26 protein-coding genes are annotated in these 21,025 nt (G+C 66.3%); 17 read left to right on the top strand and 9 right to left on the bottom strand.

What is annotated here, in order from left to right:
• Positions 1-28: 28 nt before the first annotated feature.
• The 3 genes from ATE70_RS25535 to ATE70_RS20220 form a co-directional block, all read right to left on the bottom strand.
• Complete coding sequence (locus ATE70_RS25535; RefSeq protein WP_231732706.1) at positions 29-514, bottom strand: hypothetical protein; 486 nt, start codon at positions 512-514, stop codon at positions 29-31.
• A gap of 39 nt (positions 515-553) precedes the next feature.
• Positions 554-3,517 (bottom strand): TrlF family AAA-like ATPase, encoded by a 2,964-nt coding sequence (locus ATE70_RS20225; protein ID WP_037553330.1) that lies wholly within the window; start codon positions 3,515-3,517, stop codon positions 554-556.
• A 511-nt stretch (positions 3,518-4,028) separates the two neighbouring features.
• Entirely contained in the window at positions 4,029-4,934 is a 906-nt protein-coding gene (locus tag ATE70_RS20220) for an endonuclease/exonuclease/phosphatase family protein (RefSeq protein WP_037553331.1), read from the bottom strand.
• Between the two features lie 140 nt (positions 4,935-5,074).
• Here ATE70_RS20220 and ATE70_RS20215 point away from each other — a divergent pair, with 140 nt between their 5' ends.
• Positions 5,075-5,350: an HU family DNA-binding protein gene (locus ATE70_RS20215; RefSeq protein WP_037553418.1), complete on the top strand. Its 276-nt coding sequence runs from the start codon at positions 5,075-5,077 to the stop codon at positions 5,348-5,350.
• A gap of 249 nt (positions 5,351-5,599) precedes the next feature.
• Here the strand turns inward: ATE70_RS20215 and ATE70_RS20210 are convergent, their stop codons facing one another.
• Positions 5,600-6,112, bottom strand: a complete 513-nt coding sequence (locus tag ATE70_RS20210; RefSeq protein WP_037553332.1) for an SOS response-associated peptidase family protein — start codon at positions 6,110-6,112, stop codon at positions 5,600-5,602.
• A gap of 55 nt (positions 6,113-6,167) precedes the next feature.
• Between ATE70_RS20210 and ATE70_RS20205 the strand changes: the two genes are divergently transcribed.
• Complete coding sequence (locus ATE70_RS20205; protein WP_037553333.1) at positions 6,168-6,785, top strand: SOS response-associated peptidase family protein; 618 nt, start codon at positions 6,168-6,170, stop codon at positions 6,783-6,785.
• Positions 6,782-7,219 (top strand): DUF1810 domain-containing protein, encoded by a 438-nt coding sequence (locus ATE70_RS20200; RefSeq protein WP_037553335.1) that lies wholly within the window; start codon positions 6,782-6,784, stop codon positions 7,217-7,219. The genes ATE70_RS20205 and ATE70_RS20200 overlap by 4 nt, the downstream gene beginning before the upstream one ends.
• Before the next feature lie 12 nt (positions 7,220-7,231).
• Here ATE70_RS20200 and ATE70_RS20195 read toward each other — a convergent pair whose 3' ends face one another.
• Together ATE70_RS20195 and ATE70_RS25265 are read right to left on the bottom strand one after the other, a co-directional pair.
• On the bottom strand, positions 7,232-7,789 hold the full coding sequence (locus ATE70_RS20195) for a cytochrome b (RefSeq protein ID WP_037553336.1): 558 nt from the start codon (positions 7,787-7,789) through the stop codon (positions 7,232-7,234).
• A 62-nt stretch (positions 7,790-7,851) separates the two neighbouring features.
• Positions 7,852-8,013, bottom strand: a complete 162-nt coding sequence (locus tag ATE70_RS25265) for a hypothetical protein (protein ID WP_156420168.1) — start codon at positions 8,011-8,013, stop codon at positions 7,852-7,854.
• Between ATE70_RS25265 and ATE70_RS20190 the strand changes: the two genes are divergently transcribed.
• The 4 genes from ATE70_RS20190 (at position 8,012) to ATE70_RS20175 (ending at position 14,224) form a co-directional block, all read left to right on the top strand.
• A complete protein-coding gene (locus tag ATE70_RS20190) occupies positions 8,012-8,800 on the top strand; it encodes an ImuA family protein (protein WP_228383753.1) in 789 nt (262 codons plus the stop codon). The genes ATE70_RS25265 and ATE70_RS20190 overlap by 2 nt on opposite strands.
• Entirely contained in the window at positions 8,706-10,511 is a 1,806-nt protein-coding gene (locus tag ATE70_RS20185; protein ID WP_081932951.1) for a DUF6504 family protein, read from the top strand. The genes ATE70_RS20190 and ATE70_RS20185 overlap by 95 nt, the downstream gene beginning before the upstream one ends.
• Entirely contained in the window at positions 10,508-13,717 is a 3,210-nt protein-coding gene (locus ATE70_RS20180; RefSeq protein ID WP_037553338.1) for an error-prone DNA polymerase, read from the top strand. Before ATE70_RS20185 ends, ATE70_RS20180 begins: the two co-directional genes overlap by 4 nt.
• 186 nt (positions 13,718-13,903) lie before the next feature.
• Positions 13,904-14,224, top strand: a complete 321-nt coding sequence (locus tag ATE70_RS20175; RefSeq protein ID WP_037553339.1) for a DUF736 domain-containing protein — start codon at positions 13,904-13,906, stop codon at positions 14,222-14,224.
• A gap of 30 nt (positions 14,225-14,254) precedes the next feature.
• Here the strand turns inward: ATE70_RS20175 and ATE70_RS24465 are convergent, their stop codons facing one another.
• The 3 genes from ATE70_RS24465 to ATE70_RS20165 are packed head-to-tail and all read right to left on the bottom strand — an operon-like array spanning position 14,255 to position 15,679.
• Positions 14,255-14,428, bottom strand: a complete 174-nt coding sequence (locus tag ATE70_RS24465) for a DUF1289 domain-containing protein (RefSeq protein WP_037553340.1) — start codon at positions 14,426-14,428, stop codon at positions 14,255-14,257.
• Between the two features lie 3 nt (positions 14,429-14,431).
• On the bottom strand, positions 14,432-15,394 hold the full coding sequence (gene dmeF, locus ATE70_RS20170) for a CDF family Co(II)/Ni(II) efflux transporter DmeF (RefSeq protein ID WP_037553341.1): 963 nt from the start codon (positions 15,392-15,394) through the stop codon (positions 14,432-14,434).
• Between the two features lie 9 nt (positions 15,395-15,403).
• The gene (locus ATE70_RS20165; protein ID WP_037553343.1) at positions 15,404-15,679 is read right to left on the bottom strand and encodes a metal/formaldehyde-sensitive transcriptional repressor; all 276 of its coding nucleotides are present in this window, start codon (positions 15,677-15,679) and stop codon (positions 15,404-15,406) included.
• 332 nt (positions 15,680-16,011) lie between these two features.
• Between ATE70_RS20165 and ATE70_RS25270 the strand changes: the two genes are divergently transcribed.
• The 10 genes from ATE70_RS25270 (at position 16,012) to ATE70_RS20125 (ending at position 20,856) form a co-directional block, all read left to right on the top strand.
• Positions 16,012-16,176 carry a hypothetical protein gene (locus tag ATE70_RS25270; protein WP_162928261.1) on the top strand — a complete coding sequence of 55 codons (165 nt, stop codon included), beginning with the start codon at positions 16,012-16,014 and terminating at the stop codon, positions 16,174-16,176.
• A 123-nt stretch (positions 16,177-16,299) separates the two neighbouring features.
• The gene (locus ATE70_RS20160; RefSeq protein WP_058801025.1) at positions 16,300-16,788 is read left to right on the top strand and encodes a hypothetical protein; all 489 of its coding nucleotides are present in this window, start codon (positions 16,300-16,302) and stop codon (positions 16,786-16,788) included.
• 262 nt (positions 16,789-17,050) lie between these two features.
• A complete protein-coding gene (locus tag ATE70_RS20155; RefSeq protein WP_037553344.1) occupies positions 17,051-17,362 on the top strand; it encodes a DUF736 domain-containing protein in 312 nt (103 codons plus the stop codon).
• A gap of 78 nt (positions 17,363-17,440) precedes the next feature.
• Positions 17,441-17,755: a transcriptional regulator domain-containing protein gene (locus tag ATE70_RS25540; protein WP_331458727.1), complete on the top strand. Its 315-nt coding sequence runs from the start codon at positions 17,441-17,443 to the stop codon at positions 17,753-17,755.
• 163 nt (positions 17,756-17,918) lie between these two features.
• Positions 17,919-18,329: a DUF2285 domain-containing protein gene (locus ATE70_RS20150; protein ID WP_257720441.1), complete on the top strand. Its 411-nt coding sequence runs from the start codon at positions 17,919-17,921 to the stop codon at positions 18,327-18,329.
• Between the two features lie 128 nt (positions 18,330-18,457).
• Entirely contained in the window at positions 18,458-18,700 is a 243-nt protein-coding gene (locus ATE70_RS20145) for a helix-turn-helix transcriptional regulator (protein ID WP_037553423.1), read from the top strand.
• Complete coding sequence (locus ATE70_RS20140) at positions 18,700-19,221, top strand: DUF2840 domain-containing protein (RefSeq protein ID WP_052181966.1); 522 nt, start codon at positions 18,700-18,702, stop codon at positions 19,219-19,221. Before ATE70_RS20145 ends, ATE70_RS20140 begins: the two co-directional genes overlap by 1 nt.
• Positions 19,218-19,808, top strand: a complete 591-nt coding sequence (locus ATE70_RS20135; RefSeq protein ID WP_037553345.1) for a S26 family signal peptidase — start codon at positions 19,218-19,220, stop codon at positions 19,806-19,808. The genes ATE70_RS20140 and ATE70_RS20135 overlap by 4 nt, the downstream gene beginning before the upstream one ends.
• Complete coding sequence (locus tag ATE70_RS20130) at positions 19,805-20,137, top strand: DUF736 domain-containing protein (protein ID WP_039579016.1); 333 nt, start codon at positions 19,805-19,807, stop codon at positions 20,135-20,137. The genes ATE70_RS20135 and ATE70_RS20130 overlap by 4 nt, the downstream gene beginning before the upstream one ends.
• 5 nt (positions 20,138-20,142) lie before the next feature.
• Positions 20,143-20,856 (top strand): lytic transglycosylase domain-containing protein, encoded by a 714-nt coding sequence (locus ATE70_RS20125; protein WP_081932958.1) that lies wholly within the window; start codon positions 20,143-20,145, stop codon positions 20,854-20,856.
• The last annotated feature ends 169 nt before the right edge of the window (positions 20,857-21,025 follow it).

The following is a 21,025-nucleotide window of genomic DNA, read 5'->3' as shown; positions in this document are numbered from 1 at the left end:
GAAAAGCTCTTCGCCATAGCGCGCCGGTTCACCCTCGAAGATCGCGTTCTCGGTCCGGGTAATCTTGCTGATGGTGGCCTTCGCCCCGAAGCCATTCTGCGCGGAATAGGTGCCGGTCGTGACCTCGCTGCTCGAAATCGTCACGTCGAGGTTGGGCCTTCGGACTTTCGACTTTTGCATAATAGAAGGTGTCCCAAGCGCTGAAGTTCGTATTGTCGAACAGGTAGGACTTCACCTCGAAGGCTCCGAGATCGGCATTATAGGCCAGATATTCCGCGCCTTCGATCTTCTTCGAGATGATGAGGGGGCCGGAGCCGCCCGCTGCTGCGAGCCGGGCGCGGTATGCATCGCTGGTCTCGAATTCGTCCTTCGGCGCGACGGGCTTGATGGACGCGATAGCCTGGTCGAAGGTCTGGGGCTGCACCATGGTGCCCGTATAGGCTGCACAGCCCGATTGCGCCTGCGCCAGTCCCGGCGCGCAGATCAGCGCCGCAGCCAGAATGATTTTCCTCATTGGTTTTGCTCCCCCTTGAGCCCGTGCAAAATATCGAGACTAACGCTCCAGGCGAACGCGCAGGCGCCGTGCGCGCTCGCGAAACGCATGTTCCCCGCCCTCGAGAATGTCGCAGACCATCTTGCGGATCGGTGCATCTTCGAGGCCGCCGCTCGCATAGGCGATCTCGGGCAAGCCATCCCCCGGATGCGGGCCGGCCGATGCAACGATGACCTGATCGGCGTCGGTGTTGATCACCAGATTGGCGTTATGCGTGACGATGATGACCTGGCGCTTCGCCTTGGCCTTGAGGAACAGGCCGACGAGTTCATCATAGATCGACTTGGGATCGAGATTTTCCTCGGGCTGATCGATGATCAGCGGCCGCTCATCTGCGTTGTCGAGCGCGAGGTACAGCAGCAGGAGTACGATGCCGCGCGTGCCCGGCGAAAGTTTGCGGATGTCGACCCCATCATAATCGACGCTGTACCGGACTTCGATATGATCGGTGCCATAGAGCCAGCGCGCGAACAGCTTGAGCCAGCCGCGGAATGCGGCGGCATCGCTGCGCTGTGCGAGAGCATGTTCGAAGAAGCTCTTCTGATATTTTTGGCGAAAGTCTTTGAGCGCCTCGGTCACTTCTTCGGCGGTCCCACTCTCCCAAACGCCGCGAAGCTCGTCATTCGCGGCCTCGAGCAATTTGCCCTCGCCGCGGAACGGGCCCTGTCGGCGAAGGTCCAGCAGATCCTCGCCGCGCTTTGCCCACTCCGCCATGTCTGCTCGGCGGGTGACGGTGAATGCAAGCTTCCCGAGCGTCCCGCCCGTCTCGTCCATTCGCGCCCGGATGGGTGCGTAAAGGTCGTTGAGGACCTGCTGTTCCGAAAACACCGCTTCGAAGATCCGCCGGTAGCTTGACTGCCTTTCCGTAGGCAGGCCCTTGGCGCGCTCCTCTGCGCCCTCATAGTCCTTCAGCTTGTCCTGCAGGACCGAGAGCAATTCGGTCTCGGTCGTGATTTTCGTCGACAGGGAATTGAACCGTTCGCGTGTTTCCTTGTCGACGTTTATGATATCGCCGAGCCGCCGGATTTCCGCATCGAGCCGGCCAAGGGGAAGTCTCGTCAGATCGGCATCGTCGGCGATGAGCGGGGTCGCTGGATCGGTGATTGCGATATCGATCCCGCGCCACCCGTCACGGTTCTTCCGGGTGGAGGACAGGTTGTCGTTGATGATGCCGTCCACATTGCCGCTGTACTGCGTCAGAAACGGGTCCCACGCCTCTCCGGCTATGCCGGCATCCTTGTGGCGCTCTTGCGCATCGCGCAGATTTTCGGGCGCCTGATGGGTCCGGAAGTCCGAAACCTCGTCCTGGACGAGTAGCAACTTCTGCTCGCGATTGGTCAGGCGCCTAACCCGTGCGCGCACTTCGTTTGCCGCCTCGGTCAGGGCCTCGAGGCGCTTGATCCGGTCCTCGCTGCCTTTGCGGACAAGCTTGCCGCGGTCCTCGGTGAGCTGGGTGATCTTGAGCTTCTTCTCGTCGACCTGCTTCCGAATGGCCACGATCTGAGATTGCTTCTCGAGCTCGATGTTGATCCGGTCGGACAATTCCTCGAGCTTCTGTTCTTCGCGGCGTCGCGCCTCGCGGAACCGGGCTGCCTTGAGGTCGCGAAGGTCCGCAAAATCGACCGCGCCCTCTCGCTCGGTCGGGCTGTGGGCGTCAAAGACCACGCGCTCGACTTCCGACAGCAGGCCATCGGTCATTCCCTCCGGTGAGCAGAGCGATTCCACGAACTGCTGTGTCAGGTATCGAGCGCGGGCGTAGCCGTCCCATGCCGCCGCGGCATTATCGAGGCCGCGTTCGGTGACAACGCCATTGCCCCAATCGAGCTTCACCGTCGCATCGTCGAGATATTCGCTCGCCCGAACCAGGAAAGACTGCATAGGGAGCTGGTCGGCATGGGCATCGCAGCCCGCTGCGATCATGTCGGCCAGCGCGGTCTTGCCGGACCCGCGCGCACCAATGATCGCGACGAGGCCCGGGTTGAGATCGATCACCGAATTGGGGGCCCACGGCGCATTCGTCAGGGTCACACGGTGGATCGTCTCAGACGGCGCAGCTGCGGGCGGCGCCTCGGTCCCGACGTAAGCGCGGCCCTCGGGATCGATGCAGGCCTGCTTCAGTCCGTCGAATGTCGCCGCACCTTTGATCCAGGTATAGCGGTCGCCATCGGGCGCGCCCGTTCGTTCCACAGAATGCCCGTCGCTGCCGTGCATGCAGGGCTTGAGCCCGCCGTAGGTCTCGCAGATATGCTCGCGACTGGTTTTTCGGCCGAGCCAAAATTCACGTTGCGCCGGGCTCGACGCGAACATGATGTGAGCAAAATGTTCAATCTGCTGGCGCAAAGCTTGGTCTGCGCCATCTTGAAGTCCCGATGTCCCATCGCCCTTCGCGCCGGCGACCGCGATCAGGATATTCTCCTGCGCCCAGCTCATCCCCTTATATTCTTCACGGAGCTGATCGAAGCTTACCTTGAATTGTTCGGAGCCGTGGCGAAGCGCTGAACGATCATCGGTCAGCTCGGAATTGAGCGAACGTCCCAGGCGGATCAGCTCCGAAGGATTACAGGCGAAGGTGTCGGTCGTGGTCTTGAAGGTCAGGCGCTGAAGGAAGCGCGTGAGCTGCTCGATATGATCGGGATCGTCGGGGCAGACGAGCAGATGGGCGTTGATCCACGACCGCGCGGTTCCCACGCTGAACCGAAGCTCGATATTCGGAAAGATCAGGTCGCAGTCCTTGAGGCGACCTTGCTCCTTGCGCGCGCGAACCTCCTTGTAGAGTTCAAGCCCGTAATAGTCGGTAATACCGAGCGCACGGATCGCCGGCGTCGCACCCTCGATCGCGGCAAGATAGGCTTCCCAATCGCCCTTGAACTGGTCGTTGAAGATCGTGCCCGGGGCGTGGACGTGCGGATCCCATCGCAGCCACAACGATCCCGGTCCGATCGATTCCTCTTCCCCCACGGTCATGGCGCGGCACGCTATCGTCAACAGGGGGGAAACGGAAGTGCCGCCGCCAGATCAAACCATTTTGGATCTATTTTGTGCCGGGGCCTGCGGCCTGATCGCAGGGCGGCTCGGGCTCGCCGGAACCGCAGGACTTGCCGGCCGTTTCCCAGTGGCAACGTCCATAGGAGCTGTCATGGCAAGCGCACCGCCCGACCCGCATCCCGATTCTCCCCCGACCGGCCCCGAGCAAGTTCCGGAGCAGGTTCCCCTTCCTGATGACGACGGTCGGGAAAGTGTCGAGGACGTGCCTGACGCAGAATGATCGTCGGGCCGCTTGGCTTCTCGCCTGCGGCATGGCGCCCGCATATCTGCGGAGCGGAAATGGTAAGCCCCGCTACATCGCTGCAGCGGGGCTTCCCTAGATTGCATCCGAAGATGCGATCAAATTCTGCCATTCTTTCGTCTGGACAGGTAAGTGAAACGTGCCGGGCGCGCGATGGTTCCGTGGGCTACTTCGAGGCCCGGAATTTTTCTATCGCCGCAGCGTGACCGCGATCGGGCAGTGGTCCGAATAATGCTTCTCGCCGGGCGCATAGAGCGTTTCGCTGAACCCCGTCCGGTCGGCGGCGGCGCGCCGGTCGAGCACGATATGATCGATGAAACTGTCGTAACGCGGATCGCAGGCCGGCGGCTGGCCCGCGTCGGCGAGCATCAAATCGGCGTTGGCCGGATCGCCATCGTCGATTTTAGTCCAGATCGCGTCGCCGGGAAGCGCGAGCCGCCGGTTCCAGTCGCCCAGCACCGCGAAGCGCTCGGGCCCGGCGGCGGCCGCGTCGATCCAGGCTTCGAGCGCCGGAATCTGGTCCTGGAATATGGGGCAGGCCTTCGCCTCGTTCCCGGAGAAGCAGCCTGACTTGAGGTGGATGCCGAGAAGGCGGATCGGTGTGCGGCCCTCGGGGCGGAGCGTGATGTCGACGCCCGAGCGAAGCTGTTCGTTGCCGCGCATCAGCGACGTCACATCGGCATGGCGATCGAAGGCCATATCCTTGCGGATCGCAAAACCGACCGCTTGGCGGATCACCGTCTGCGACGGGAACTTGCCGCCGCAGGTGCCGCCCGGCGCGCCCTTCCGCGCTTCCATGATCACGACATATTTGGCGGGGTCGAAGACCCGCGCCGCGGCGGTCTCATTCTCGGCCTCCTGAAAGGCGATCACATCGGCGTCGAGGTCGTCGACGATGCGGCGCATCGCGGCATAATCGCTGTCATCCCTGGGGTTGCAGCCTTCGCCGTTCCTCGCGGCGAGAAATTCCAGGTTCCAGCTCGCAAGCTTGAGCGGTTTCGATGGAGCAGACGGGTTCGCGGGTGCGGAGGTCGCGGGCGAGCAGGCGGCAGCCAGCAGGAGCAGGGCGGATGCGATGAGGCGGTGGGGAAGCATCCGCCGCTACTGCCGCACGCCGCCACCGAGTGCAACTCGCCGTGCCGCGCCTTGGCGCGGCGCAGATGGCGCCGATCCGTCCGCGGCGCTATAGCGCCCGCCCGGCCGGGATCCTTCCGGCCGCTCAAGGAGATGATTTTATGAACCACGCCGAACTGTCGGACAGCGTCGCAACCGCACTTGGTCTGAGCAAGGCCGATGCGAAGAAGGCTGTCGATGCCGTTTTCGCTGCGATCACCGACGCCGCCGCCAAGGGCGACGAAGTCTCGGTGAACGGCTTCGGCAAGTTCAAGGTCAAGGAATCGGCCGCGCGTGAAGGCCGCAATCCCTCGACTGGCGAAACCATCCAGATTGCGGCTTCGAAGAAGCTGACCTTCGGCGCCGCGAAGGCCGTCAAGGATCGTCTGAACGGCTGAGCCGGTACGTCCCGCCGGCGTGCCCGGCGGGACGGCCGCGCGGCGGCATGTCGGGCGCGGCATCTGATGAGCGCGCTCTGGCCTCGCAGGCTCGGCCAGGGGTCGCACTTTTGTTTTGGCCGCGCGGCACACTCGGCTCGCTATCCTTGCGGGGCGGCGGCTAGGCACGGGAGCGCATCGCACGCCGCCCCGCTGCGGGCTCGCCAAGAGTGCGGTTGTTCGGGCCCTGCGGGCCGGCGACATCATGACCTAGAGCGGAAGTTCCGCCTGTTTGCGCAAAGGCTCAACGAACAGCGTGCGACGCGGCGGTTCCTCGAACAGCAGCTCGTTCGGCAGGCTGCCGTCGAGCCAATGGTTCGCGTCGCGCCGCTGGATGATCACGCCGTGGCGCGACTGATAGGGAATGACATCGGCGCCCGCCGGGATGGTGAGGATGCGGTAGGACAGCGGCCAGTCGGCGAGTGGCGGGTCCCACACTGCGGCGAGATAGAAGAAATTGCCGCTGTCGAGCGTCACCCGGTAGCGGTGATCGCCGGTTCCCATGCGAAACTCGGACGCCGGGATCAGGCAGCGGCGCGCCGGGAAGGCGCGGCCCTCGGCGCGCACGAAACGATAATTGATCCCGTCGCTAAACCGCGGGTCGGAACCCCAAACCGCTTTGACCATTTCGATCTCGGTCATATTGTCGGGATTGCGCCGGACGAGCGCTTGCACGCCTCCGCTCGGGGCGTCGGGATCGAAAGGGGTTGGCGCGATACCCATATGTGGAACATAATGGGAACGATGTTGAGTCGCAAGGGCGAGGGGGCCGACGCGCATGTGCAATGATTATCGGCTCGAAATTGACATCGCGTCGATCGCCGAGGACTTCGACAACCTCCAGATCAAGATCGACATGCCCGAGGGCGCACCGAACGTGCCGGCGCGCGAGGATGTCCGCATCACCGATACAGCGCCGATCGTGAAGAGCAGCGACGGCGCCGCCGCCGGATCGCTCGTCAACCGGCGCTGGAGCTGGCCCGGACAGGGCGGCAAACCGGTCTATAATGTGCGCTCGGAGCGCCGCGATCTCGGCATGCAGCGATGCCTCGTCCTCTGCGACGGTTTCTATGAGTTCACCGATCCCACCGACCCTGCGCAGAAGCGGCTCGACAAGTGGCTGTTCACGCTGAAGGACCATCGCTGGTTCTGCATGGCCGGCGTCTGGCGCGACAGCCATGTCGGCGAAGCCTTCAGCCTCCTGACCATGGACGCAGGTCCCGACATCGCACCCTATCACCATCGCCAGATCATTCCGCTGCCACGCGATCAATGGGCCGCTTGGCTCGATCCGCGCGTTCCGGCCGAGGACATATTGAAATGGCTTCCCGAAGGCAGCCTCGAGGTGACGCAGGTATATGGTAAGCCGCCTGCACAAGGCGCTCTTGCCTTATGACGAACGAAGAGGGACTCGATCTGTTCGTGACCGCGCAAGAGCAAATCTACCCGCGCGCGCTCGGCGAGATTCGCCGCGGCAAGAAGTGCTCGCACTGGATGTGGTTCATATTCCCGCAGCTGGCAGGCCTTGGCCGAAGCGCGACGTCGAAGCTCTACGGTCTCGCGGGAGCCGATGAGGCGCGGGCCTATCTGGCCCATCCGCTTCTCGGCGCGCGCTATGCCGAATGCGTCGAAGCGATCCAGGACCTGCCGGCAAGCGACCCGGTGGCGGTCTTCGGCGAGGTCGACGCCGTCAAGCTGCGTTCATCGCTGACATTGTTCGAGGCCGTGAGCCGGCGGCCGCTCTTCTCCGCCGCGCTCATCCGCTGGTTCGGCGGCGAGCGCGATGAGCGCACCCTCGGCCTGCTCAGCCGCGACGACAGCATGCCGTGACGCCGACGCGTGTCAGCCGCGCGGATTGCGAAACAGCGGCAGCATCCGGTGGAGCACTTCGTCCTTGTCGAAAAAATGATGCTTGAGCGCGCCGAGAACATGCAGCGCGAGCACGACGTAAATGGCCTTCACCATCAGCTTGTGTATGTCGCCGAGCTCTTCGGCGAGATCCTCGTTCAGCGGTAGCGGAAGATTGGGCGCGGGCACGGCGCCGTAAAGCGGCACTTCAGGCGCCCCGCCCGCCGACGCTGCGGCCCAGCCGAGAAGCGGGGCGCCGATCATCAGCACATAGAAGAGGACATGGGTCGTGCGCGCGAGCATCCGTTCCCATGACGGCATGCCGCCGGGGAAGGCCGGCCAGGGATGGCCGAAGCGCCAACCGAGCCGGATAATGCTGAGCGCGAGGATCGTGATCCCGACCGATTTGTGCAGATGATAATAGCCAAGTTTCTCGCTGTCCGAGGCGTCCTCCATCCAGCCGCCAAAGGTGGCATTGGCGATGATCAGGATGGCGATCGTCCAGTGCAGGACGATCGAGACGGTGGAATAGCGGCTGTGATTCTCACGCATGATTCGCCTCGCAATAGGTCCGTCACCGGTCTTCCAATGCTTTGGCGGCGATCCTCGTTCCGTCAGCAGGACGCAGCCGTCACGATCATGAGCCCAATTTGTTTCGCTTTTACAGAGGCCGGGCGGAAGGCGCGCACCGATTCCCGGCGGTTCGTCGCGGCCCGCTTGACGCGCCCTTTGACTCGGTGGAACATAAAGGGAACATTTGAGTCGATATTTCCCATGAGCACGACGCCCCAATCTGCACCTCGGCCAAGTGCCAGAGATATCGACGTGCTTCGCGCGGCGGTGGCGCGTGTAGCCGCCTCGCGCGGGCCGGTCTTGCCGTTCGGCGTCGGGCCGGTCGATCATCTTCTCGCTGGCGGCGGGCTCGATGGCGCAGGCCTGCACGAGGTCACGGGCGCCTCGGCAAGCTGGAGCGATGACGCTGCGGCAACGCTCTTCGCGGCTGGAATCGCGTCGCGCTTCGCGGCGGCGCCCGACGTGTCGGCGCTCTGGGCGCTGACGCGGTTCGATCTCTATGCCCCCGGTCTCGAACAGGCGGGGCTCGGTCCGGACCGCGTGCTCTATGCTCAAGGCAGGACCGACAAGGAACTGCTGGCGCTGTGCGAGGACGCGCTGCGCGACGGTTCGCTCGCCTGCGTCGTTGCCGAAGTGAAAGCGGCCGATCAGACCGCGACGCGCCGGCTGCAACTGGCAGCATCCGAGGGCAACACGCCGATGATCCTCTATCGCCGGTACCGGCGTTATGGCCAATGCCCGCTCGCCGATCCGTCGCTCGCAATGACCCGCTGGCGCATCGGCACCTTGTCGTCGGGCCGCCTCGCCTCGCCCGGCGTCGGGCGCGGGCGCTGGAATGTCGAGCTGGTCCGGCAGCGCGGCGGGCCGCCTTTTTCCCTCGAACTGGAGGCGTGCGATGACCAGGGTCGCCTCGCTCTTCCTGCCGCAACTGCCGATCGAGCGGTTGCGCCGGGCAGAACGGACACCGTCGCATTCGGGCACGCCGCCTGATCGGGCGCGGGCGGGTCCGCGCTTCCCCGAGCCTGTCGACGACAATCCCGGCACCTGTTCGGTGCCGCGCGGCGGCGGCTGGCGTCCGGGCGCGCGCTGGGCGCAAGGCACGCACTCCGGCGAGCCGTCGCTCGACGCCCTCCCGGCGCACCAGCGACCGACGATGCGCGAGCTCGGACGGCGGAGCGAAGCTGCCGCACCGGTGTTCCGGGCGTTGCGCTCGGACGACGGGACGTCGGGCGGGATCGCTGCGCCGCTGCCGCCGCTCTGGGGCCTCCGTCCGACGATCGTCGTCGCGCGAACCGGCCAGCGCGACGTCGTGACCGCCGCCTGTCCGGCGGCGCTCGATCTCGGCCTCGTGCCCGGCATGGCGGCCGCCCATGCCCGCGCGCTGGTCTCCGATCTCGACATACTCGATGCCGCACCCGACGCCGATCGCGCGTGGCTCGATCGCCTTGCGCTCCACGCCGCCCGCTGCTGGACGCCGACGGCGGCAGTGTCGGGCATCGACGGGCTGTGGCTCGACCTGTCGGGCACGACGCATCTCTTCGGCGGCGAAGAGCGTTTCGCGGCGCGTCTGCTCGGTTTTCTACGGCGCCTCGGCTTCACCGCGCGTGTCGCGATCGCCGGCACGCCCGGCGCCGCTCACGCGCTCGCACGCGATGGCGGCGCGGGCGTGCGGATCTTGCCGGAAGGAGGCGAGAGCGAGGCGCTGGCGCCTTTGCCGCTGGCGGCGCTCCGGCTGGCGCCGGAGGCGCTCGCCGCGGCGGCGCGCTTCGGGATCGAGCGGATCGCCGATCTTTATCCGATGCCGCGCGGGCCATTGGCCCGGCGGCTCGGGCGCGGCGCGGTCGAGCGGCTCGACCAGGCGCGAGGGTTCGTACCCGAGCCGATCGTGCCCGTCGTCCCGTTCGACATGCCCGAGGCGCGCCGTTCCTTGCTCGAGCCGATCGGGACCGCCGAGGCGATCGAGCAGGTCATCGCCGACCTGCTCGGCGATCTCGTGCTCGCGCTGCGCGAGCGCAGTCTTGGCGTGCGGAGCCTCGTCTTGCGCTGCGACCGGCTCGACATGGGCGCGCAGTTCGTCACCGTCGGCACGGCGCGCGCGACGCGCGATGCGAAACATCTGCTGCGCCTGTTCAGGCTCCGGATCGACCGGATCGAGCCGGGGCTCGGGATCGAGACGATGGTTCTCGCGGCGCCGCAGGTCGAAGCGCTGGCGCCCGAGGCGATCGCCGCCGTGCTCAACACGGCACGCCAGGCGCCCGACCTCGCTCCGCTCGTCGATGCGCTGGCCGGCCGCGCCGGCGATGCCGCGCTGTTCCGCCTGTCCGCGATCGAAAGCGATGTCCCCGAGCGCGCGATCGTGCGCGCCGGGCCTTTGGCCCAGCCTGCCGGCTGGCCCGTCTGGCCGCGGCCGATCCGGATGCTCGCGCGGCCCGAGGCGCTGTCGGGCGTCGTCGCCTTGCTTCCCGACCATCCGCCGCGCCGCTTCGCGTGGCGCGGGCGGAGCTATGCGGTGGTCGCAGGCGATGGCCCCGAGCGCATCCATGGCGAATGGTGGCGCCGCCCGGGCGAGATGTGGGCGGTTCGCGACTATTTCCGGGTCGAGGCGACAAGCGGCGAGCGCTTCTGGCTCTTCCGCCGCGGCGACGCGATCACCGACAAGACGGGTGACCTCAGCTGGTACATGCACGGCGTGTTCGGATGACGGACCCCGTTACGACCTATGTCGAACTCTACGCCACGAGCCATTTTTCCTTTCTGCGGGGGGCCTCTTCGCCCGAGGAATTGTTCGCGGCCGCCGCTGCCCTCGGCCATTCGGCCCTCGGGCTTTGCGACCGGGGCAGCGTCGCCGGCATGGTGCGCGGTCTGTCGGGACAGGAAGCAACCGGCGTCCGGCTGATCGCGGGGACGCGCGTCGACCTTCGCGACGGTCGCTCGATCCTCCTCTATCCGACGGACCGCGCGGCCTGGTCGCGGCTGACCCGGCTGCTCTCCTTGGGCAAGGGGCGCGGCGGCAAGGGCAATTGCTGGCTCGACTGGCCCGACGTCGCGGCCTCGGCCGAGGGCCTCGTCGCGATCCTCCTGCCCGGTGAAGCCGACGAACGGGCGCGGCTCGATCTCGCCGAGCTCAGCGGCGCCTTCGGCCCGCGCGCCTTTCTCGCGCTCGCGCTGCGCCGCCGGCCCGGCGATTTCGCGCGGCTTCGCGCGCTCGATGCGCTGGCGCAGGAAGTGGCGGTGCGGAGCGTCGCGCTCGGCGACATCCTCTACCATGCGCCCGAACGGCGCCCGCTGCAGGACGTGCTGACCGCGATCCGCGAGAAGACGACGGTCGATGCGCTCGGGTTCAAGCGCGAACGCTTCATGGACCGGGCCTTGAAGAGCCCGGCCGAGATGGAAAGGCGCTTCGCGCTGTTCCCCGACGCGATCGCGGCGACCGCCGACATCGCGGCAGCCTGTCGCTTCGACCTTGCCGAGATCCGCTACCAATATCCCTATGAGCAGGTGATGGAGGGCCGCACCGCGCAGGAAGCGTTGGCGGCGTTGACCGAGGAAGGTGCGAACCGGATGTTTCCGGGCGGCGTGCCGCCTGCCTTTCGGAAACAGATCGATCACGAGCTGCGCCTGATCGGCGAGCTCGGCTACGCGCCCTATTTCCTGACCGTCAATTCGATCGTCGCCGAGAGCCGGCGGCGCGGCATATTGTGCCAAGGGCGCGGGTCAGCCGCGAACAGCTGCGTCTGCTTCCTGCTCGGCGTGACTTCGATCGACCCGATCAAGCACGAGCTGCTCTTCGAGCGCTTCGTGTCGGGTGAACGCAAGGAGCCGCCCGATATCGACGTCGACTTCGAACATGAGCGGCGCGAAGAAATCATCCAGTGGATCTACGAGACCTACGGCCGTCATCGCTCCGCGCTGACCGCCGTGGTCACGCGATACCGAACCCGCGGGGCGGTCGCCGAGGTGGGGAAGGCGCTCGGGCTACCGCGGGATCTCACCAAGATGCTGACCGGCCTCGTCTGGGGCTGGTCGGTCGACGGCATCCCCGAGGAGCGCATCGCTGAGCTTAACCTCAACGCCAATGACTATCGACTTCGGCTGACGCTCGATCTAGCGCGGCAGCTGATCGGGACGCCGCGGCATCTCTCCCAGCACCCGGGCGGCTTCGTGCTGACCGAGGAGCGGCTCGACGATCTTGTGCCGATCGAGCCGGCGCGGATGGAGGACCGCCAGATCATCGAATGGGACAAGGACGATATCGACGTCCTCAAATTCATGAAGGTCGACGTGCTGGGTCTCGGGATGCTCGGCTGCATGAACCGGGCGTTCAACCTGCTCCGCGAACACAAGAGCATCGATGTCGGCATGGCCGACCTGCAGGACGACGACCCGGCGGTCTATGGGATGATCCAGAAGGCCGACACGCTCGGCGTCTTCCAGATCGAGAGCCGCGCGCAGATGTCGATGCTGCCGCGGATCAAGCCCAAATGCTTCTACGACCTCGTGATCGAGGTCGCGATCGTCCGCCCCGGCCCGATCCAGGGCGACATGGTGCACCCCTATCTTCGGCGGCGTGAAGGCAAGGAGAAGCCCGAATATCCAAAGCCCGAGCTTCGCGCCGTGCTCGAGAAGACCTTGGGGGTGCCACTCTTTCAGGAGCAGGCGATGAAGGTCGCGATCGTCGGTGCCGGCTTCACGCCGGTCGAGGCCGACCAGCTTCGCCGCGCGATGGCGACCTTCAAGCTCACCGGCGGCGTATCACATTTCTACGACAAGCTCGTCGGCGGCATGGTCGAGCGCGGCTATCCCAAGGATTTCGCCGAGCGTACCTTCAAGCAGATCGAGGGTTTCGGGAGCTATGGCTTTCCCGAGAGCCACGCCGCGAGCTTCGCGAAAATCGCCTATGCCTCATGTTGGATGAAGCATCATCATCCGGACGTCTTTTGCGCGGCCTTGCTCAACGCGCAGCCGATGGGCTTCTACGCGCCCGCGCAGATCGTGCGCGATGCCCGGAATCACGGCGTCGAGGTGCGCCCGGTCTCGATCAACGACAGCCATTGGGACTGCACGCTGGAAAGGAGCGACGGGCGCTATCTCGCGGTTCGCCTCGGCTTCCGCCAGGTTCGATCGCTCGCGAACATACATGGTGCCGCGATCGTCGGGGCGCGCGGCGATGTGCCCTACGACTGCGTCGAGGATGTATGGCGGCGCGCCGGCGTGCCGCGCGCCGCGATCGAGCGGATCGCCGAAGCGGATGGATTTGCCTCTCTGTCCGAGGACCGGCGGCAGGGGCTGTGGAAGGTCCGCGGCCTCGGCGAGGCGCCGCTGCCGCTCTTCGCGGCCGCCGACGCGCGCGAGGCGAACTTCTCGCCCGAAGGGCTCGAACCGCCGACCGCGCTTCGGCCGATGACCGAAGGACGCGAGGTGGTGGAGGATTATCGCACGCTTCAACTGAGTTTGCGCGCGCATCCCTTAAGTTTCCTGCGCGAGGAGCTGGACCGGATGGGGATCGTCCGCTGCGCGGATCTCGGCTCGATCCGCGATGGCCGGAATATCGAGGTCGCCGGGGTGATCCTCGTCCGGCAACGCCCCGGCTCGGCAAAGGGCGTGCTGTTCGTCACGATCGAGGATGAGACCGGTATCGCCAACGGCATCCTCTGGCCCGATCGCTTCGACATCTATCGGCGCCAGGTCATGGCGGCGTCGATGATCGCGATGCGCGGCCGCGTCCAGAAGGAAGGCGAGATCATTCATGTCATCTGTGACCGGATAACCGACCATGACGCGATGCTGCGGCAGGTCGGGCGCAGCGCGCTTTCCATTGCGCCGGGACGCGGGGACGGGGCGCGGAACGGGGGCGGGCCCGACAGCCGCGAGCCTGCGTTGCGCGTCCGGAGCCATGACTTTCACTGATGGTGGCCAAATGCTCCGGTTGCAGGACCACTCCCTCCTTGGCTGCCTGACTGCGGGCCTCGGCTCGCCTCATGCCGTCAACCCCCTGCGGGGGTTCGCCCTCGCGTACCGCTCGGTGACGGCGGCTCGCGGGCCCTTCGGTCGGCGCCATCGGGGATGGTCCCGAGCAACCCAAGGAGACACGACATGGCCACCATCGCAAATCTCACCGTCAAGGCCGACGGCAGCTTCGAAGGCACGCTGACGACCCTTCTGGTCACCGCGCCGATCGCGATCGTCCCGAACGGCCGCAAGGTGAAGGACAATGAGCCCGACTTCCGCGTGATCGCGCGCAAGAACGGCTACGAGGTCGGCGCCGGCTGGACCCGCACGTCGCAGTCGAACGGCACCGAATATGTCTCGGTCACCCTTTCGGCCCCCGAATTCGGCACGATCTACGCGAATATCGCGAACGCGCCCGGCGACGATCCGATGAAGAAGGTGCTTATCTGGAACCCGCCGAGCTGACCCCAGCGGCCCCGCCTTCGGGCGGGGCCGTCATTTTTCCTGCGTGAGTTTCGCCAATCGGCGCGGAAGCTCCGAGGCCAGCTTGCGCTGCTGGAATGGCGAGGCCTTCTTCCAGCTCCGGCATTCGGACTGGGTGCGGCCGCAGCCGGGGCACCAGCCCGTCCGACCGTCGAACGCACATAATTCGATGCAGGGCGAACGCATCGCTCAGTTGCACTCGATCGTGACGTGACGCAGCTCGTGGACCGGCGCGAGGCGCTCGCGGATCGCCGCGCCGGTGAGACCGGCAGGCCCGGCGACGCTGACGATCGCGGCATGCGCGTCGGGTCCGAGGCGCCATACGTGAAGATCGACGATCCGGGCATCGCCGGGCGCCTCGACCAGCTCGCGGACTTCCTCCGCCACATGATCGTCGCTCCGGTCGAGCAGGACCGCGGCCGTGTCGCGCATCAGGCTCCACGACCAGCGCGCGATCACGATCGCGCCGACGATCCCCATTACGGGGTCCATCCACACCCATCCGAGATAGCGTCCCGCAAGCAGGGCTGCGATGGCGAGCACCGACGTCAACGCATCGGCAAGCACATGCACATAGGCCGAGCGCAGATTATTGTCGCCGCTCTGCGCCATTGGCCCATGGTTGTGATGATGATCGTCGCCATGGCCATGGCCATGACCATGGTGATGTCCGTGCCCATGACCATGGTGATGCCCGCCCGACAGCAGGAAGGCGCTCGCAATGTTTACGCCAAGGCCAACCGCCGCGACGACAGTCGCCTCGAGAAAAGCGACGTTGGTCGGATTGAACAGTCGCGACACCGCTTCGACGCCGATGCCGAGCGAAACAAGCCCGAGCGCCATCGCCGAGGCAAATCCTCCGAGATCGCCGACCTTGCCGGTTCCGAAGCTATAGGCCGCGTTGTGCGCATTGCGCTTCGCATAACCATAAGCGATCGCCGCCACGCCGAGGGCACCGGCATGCGTCGCCATGTGGAAACCATCGGCGAGCAGCGCCATCGATCCCGTGATGTAGCCGGCGATGATCTCGCCGACCATCATCAGCGCGGTCAAAACGACGACGAGCAGCGTGCGCCGGGCATTCTCGTCATGTGACGCGCCCAGGAACATATGATCGTGGACACGCGCGTCCGCGATGGGGGTAGTGGCCATTATGCGATCCTATTTGCTGTAGCGGCGGATAACGGTGAGCAACTCCTCGGCACCGGCCGCGCGCTCGGCGTCGGTCAGCCCCGGGCGCGAGACATGCTCCTCGAGATGATCGGAGATCACTTCCTCGATGAGCCCGGCGACCGCGCCGCGGACTGCCGCAACAAGATGCAGGACTTCGGCGCACGGCGCTTGCGACTGGAGCGCTCGCTCGATCGCGCCAACCTGTCCGCTGATGCGGCGGACGCGCGCAATGAGTTCGGAATTATCGCCTGAAAGATGTGCCATAGGGATACCCCCTACCCCTACCCAAGGCAGAAGGCAAGCAACCTCGTGTGGAGAGGCACGATCGCCAAGTCCCACTACAGGGGCCACGGCGCACGCAGATTGTGGTCCGGGAGGAAGGCGCAAGGGCCTCCAGTCCCCGCGAAACCATACCCGCTCTCGATAGCCGCTGATCCCTGGGCTCGAAGCCGGGCCTCCTTCAATCAACCCGTGAAGGGTCCGCTACGCTTCGCGTGCGGCCGCAGCCTTGCTGCGGTGATTGCGGCCCGCCCCCGGCCGGCGGGGCGACTGTCGAGCGGGAACGGTCCCGCTCCGAAAGGACAGGAGCCAAACCCATGCCGCTTTCCACCGCTCAATCGCTCGGCTGGAGCCTCGCCCGCACGATGATGACGATCATCGTCCTTATCGAAACGACAAAAGGCTATGCGGTGATGCCCATCGAAGAGTTCGACGGCGACCCCGAACACATCGTGTGCGAATATGACCCGTTCAACCGCTGAGCCCGCAAAATTTGCCCCGCGATGGTTCCAGTTCCGGTTCCGTCGCGGGCGGCTGTCTGCTAGATTGACGGTGCAGACCGCGCTGTGGTGGTGGTGGAGAGCGCGTCCCCAGGGAGGACGCTCGTGACTTTCATGCTTATCCTCGGCGCTGCCGCAGGCCTCTATCTCATCTGGCTTCTGTTCCGGCTGGCGGCACTCGCGCTGCCGCTTGGCACCGGCATTGCTCTCGCCTTCGAACTTCTGGACCGGGGCTATGGCATTGGCGCTGCCCTTGCGATGGCATTCCTGGCGGGGATCCTGCTCCATCTTGCTGGACGGCACCTCTACGCGCACGGCGGATCGACATTGCTGCGAGCCTGTGTCGCAATGCTCTTCCTCCTCCCGGCGGGGGTCGCAGGCTATTATGGCATGACGGGGATCGTGCGGCTCTTCGCTACGGAGGGCATGCTGGTGGCGATCCTGCCTATGCTCGCTGCCGTCGTCGCCGCCGTGGCGGCGGTCCGGGGACTTAACGGGTCTTCGGTGGATGCAATTGGTGTCGGCGACCGGGAACGTGACGATCGCGCACCCGCGATCCCGGCCTCCGCTTCGCCCGCTTCCGACCGCCTCTGAGTCCTTCGCTCCCGCCGCAGGAACACGGTCTCTTCCCTGCGCGATCTGCCGGCAAGCCGCTGCGCTGAGCCCGCTGGCCGCAACGGCGCTCCCCGATTTTCTTCCCCCGGCGTGCCGCCGTTCCTCGCGGACCAAGAAAATCGCTGCGCTGCCGTCCTTTGCTTCGCTCCGGGCCTGCGGCTGCGGCGCGGTCTCCTTTCCGGCCACCGATGCGCATCGAGACCGCGATCCTGCGGCTCGAAAGCAAGGAAAGGACTTCAAGATGGCCAAGATCGGAACCTTCAAGAAAGCGAAGGGCGAATATCGGGGCGCAATCGCGAGCCTCGCCCTCTCGGTCGACGCGGTTCGCATCGTCCCCGAGGACAATCCCAAACCCAGCGCTCCGACCCACCGCATCTATGTCGGCGACGTCGAGGTGGGTGCGGCCTGGGAGAAGACCAGCCAGGACGACCGCACCTATCTCTCGACCAAGTTCGACGACCCGAGCTTCACCGCGCCCATCTTCGCGCAGCTCTTCGAAGGAAGCGACGGCGACTATGACCTCGTCTGGACCCGTCCCCAGCGGCGGGACTGATCGAGCACGCCGCCCGGCCGCAAGCCGGGCGGCGATACTCTCATTTTGAGGCTTTTCGCGCGGGGATTCTCCGCCGCAATGCGTTACGATGATCCTTTGCATGCCGCTAACCATGTTCCAGCCGATGCGGGCAAGCTGCTGATAGGCTTTGCTTTCATTCCTGAAGATCAGCCGGAGGTGCGAATGGATCAGGTCGTCGATTGGCAATCGCCATATTTTCCGAGAATATTCGAAACATATGATCGCGCCGATTTCGCGCAGGAGTTCCTGCGCCGAAGCCCGGCCTATCGCCGCGCCTATCGTTCGGCCGCGTTGGCGCCGACGCGGCGGCGCACCGCGCGCCTCGCTGGGCTGGCGCGACGATGGGGGTTGGTCTTTCGCCCTAGACCCTGACCGATCCGTCACCGAATCCCCCGCGCTCTGGCAGCCCGAGGCCTGCGCGCATGTCGCCATCGCCGAACCGGCGCCCGACGGCTTTGCCGCGCCGCGGCTCGCCGAGCTCATCGCCTCCGCGGATATCGCCTCCGAGATCATCCTGCCGGGCGAGTGGCATCTCGTGTTCGTGGCCGACGGACGGCGCTTCCGCCTCTGGCTTCGCCGCTTCCTCGCCGATGAACGGCTCGCCTATGTAAATCCGGCCGATCCGCACAGCGAGCTGCGGATGGCCGTGAGCCTCGCCGTACAGCGCCGCTTCTCGGCGGGCGTCACGACGCATCGCTTCCTGCGGGGAGGCGCCCCCGGACCATCCGAGCGCTGGCGTCTCATCCAGTGGCTGCGGCTCCTCGACGCCTCCGCCGAAGGGCGTTCGGCGCGCGACATCGCCGCCGCCCTCATCCTCGACGATGCCCAGGATTTCTCGGCCGCCGACTGGGACGGATCGAGCGAGCGCCGTCGCATCGCGCGCTGGCACCGCGCCGCGGTCGCGATGCGCGACGGCGGCTATCAGGAGCTGCTCGGCGCCGCCTGATCGGGACATTCCGCGCGTCGTCACTTTGTCCGTTCCTAAACCGCATCCCGATTTCCGAATGTCGCCGCCTCTCCGCCGGAGCCCCCCACGGGACCCGGCGCTGCGAACGGAGGCCCCTTTTGAGCGACATGCATACCCCCATTTCGCCGCGCTACCTCAAGACGCCCGACGCTGCGCTGCACCTCGGCCTGTCGAGCCGGACGCTCGAAAAACATCGCTGCTTCGGAACGGGTCCCGAATACCGCAAACTCGGCGGGCGGATCGTCTACGCGATCGCTGATCTCGACGCCTGGGCCGAGATCGGCCGCAAGAAGTCGACATCCGATCCCGGCAAGGGCGTCGTCCATCCCGCGCGCCCGGTCCGCCGCTGATGCGCTCCGCCCAGAACATCCCGCCCGCTCCCGGCGTGCAGCCGGTCGCGGCGACCGCGAGCGGTCTCACCGACCTTGAGCTGACCTGGATCGAGCAGCGGCTCGAGAATTGGCTGCGCTTCGGCCGCGTCGCCGCCGAGCGCATCGTCAGCCGCCGGACGCGCATCGTCTCCTTCCGGCCCGAGGCCGTCTTCGGCTTCGTCCGTTGGGGCGCGAACGATTTCGGCACGATCTTCTCGAGCATCTCGGTCATCGCGGCGCCCGCGCCCCGCGCCCCCTTCGCGACGCATCCCTACGTGCGTCCCGGAGGCGACATCCTGCTCCGCGTCGACGGTTGGCCGAAGGTCCAGCAGGTGCTCTCGGCGATCGATGCGATCGAGGCCGACGGGCTCGACCCGTGCGAGACGGCGCCCGATCATTGGCGCCACATCGGCAGCCATATCGCCGCCGGACTGCCGTTCCGGCCCTATGGTCCGGAGCGGCACCGGGCATGGCTCCAGCGCAAGGCGATCGCGCCATGAACCGCCGCTGGTTCCGCGCAACCGCGGCGAGCGCTACGCTCTTCGCGGGGCTGTTCGTCGCGGCGGCAGCGCTCGCGCCGAAACCGCGCCTCATCTGGAACGCGAGCCCGAGCGTTCCGATCGGCTTCTACCGCGTCGATGTCGGCGCCGATCCCGAGGTCGGCGACCTCATCCTCTTCCACCCGCCCGAGGCGGTCGCGACGCGCCTCGCGGTGCGCGGCTATGTGCCGCGCGGCGTGCCGCTCCTGAAGCATGTCGCCGCCGGTGAAGGCGCGCTCGTCTGCCGCAGCGGCACCTTCGTGACGATCGACGGCGCGCCGGCAGCGCGCGCGCGGGACGCGGACCGCCTCGGGCGGTCGCTGCCGCGCTGGCTCGGCTGCCATCTCCTGCGCCCCGGCGAACTGTTCCTCCTAAACCCCGCGCCCGACAGTCTCGACGGCCGATATTTCGGACCGCTCCCCGACACCGGCGTCGTCGGCGTCGCGCACCCGCTTCTCGTGCGCGATGCGCCCGGCGCGCCGCTGCGCTGGCGCCGTGACGCCGATCGCTCCGCATTCACCCTCGAAGGAAAGGATATGTCCTCATGATTATCGGAAGCTTTCAAACTGCTGGCGACGGCTATGCCGGACAGATCCGGACGCTGCTGCTCGATGCGATGATCGCGATCGTTCCGGCGAAGCCGAACGACGCGGAAAATGCGCCGGCCTGGCGCGTCCTGCTCGTCGAAGCCGATACCGGCGTGGAGATCGGGGCAGGCTGGGAACGCCGCAGCGAACGCGCCGGCTCCTATATCGCCCTGCAGATCGACGATCCGGCGCTCGCGGTTCCGCTGCGCGCCAATCTGCTCCGTTCGACGCAGAACGAGGATGAATATCATCTCCTCTGGACGCGTCCCGTTCCACGCGAACAAGCGTGAGCATCATGCATCCGGCTCGCTCGGCGCGCGTCCGCGCCGTGCGCCTCGCCTTGCTGCTGCTCTGCTCGGCGAGCGCCGCCCCGGACCGGGCATGGGGCGCGGCACCGGCGGAAGAGCCGACGGCCGCGGCCCACCCCTATGCCGCTCATGTGGCGGAGGCATCGCATCGCTTCGGCGTTCCGGAGGTCTGGATATGGCGCGTGATGCATGTCGAGAGCCGCGGAAAGCCGCGGGCGCTCTCGCATGCCGGTGCAATGGGGCTGATGCAGATCATGCCCGCAACCTGGGCGATGCTGACGGCGCAGCATCGTCTCGGGTCCGACCCCTTCGACGTGCGTGCCAACATCCTCGCGGGCGCGGCCTATCTGCGCGCGATGTGGGACCGATATCGCGACGTTCGCCTCATGCTCGCTGCCTATAATGCAGGCCCCGGCCGCGCCGACGCCTATGCAGCGGGGCGGCGCGGCTTGCCCGCCGAGACGGTGGCTTATGTCGCAGCCATCGCGCCCGCGCTCGGTGCGCCGGCTGCTCCGTCATCTGCGATGGCGCGGACTGCCGAACCGCCGAGCTGGCGCAGCGCCTCGCTCTTCGCCGAGCAGCGATCGGACACGCCGGCTGCAACTTCGGTGCAGCGCGGCGACGCCGCGCCTGCTGGGCCGTCGAATTCCGCGCCTGCTCCCTCGCCCCTCTTCGTCCCGCTTTCCGGGGACAATCGGTGATGGTCGTCCTGGCGATATTTGCTGGAGTGCGCCGGTCCATGGATAGGCACTGCTTGGCGTTCAGAAGGGGTTCGGGGGGATGGCAAGATAAAAGACCTGCCAGCTCGCCGGCAGATTGTGGTTGGATTACAGCGCTTTATGCGTATGGCACCCCCCTCCGGCTGCCATA

Origin of the sequence: Sphingopyxis sp. H053 (assembly GCF_001468225.1) — a bacterium.
Lineage (GTDB): Bacteria > Pseudomonadota > Alphaproteobacteria > Sphingomonadales > Sphingomonadaceae > Sphingopyxis.
The sequence above is the reverse complement of the archived record's forward strand: the minus strand, read 5'-3'. Positions and strand labels throughout refer to the sequence as shown.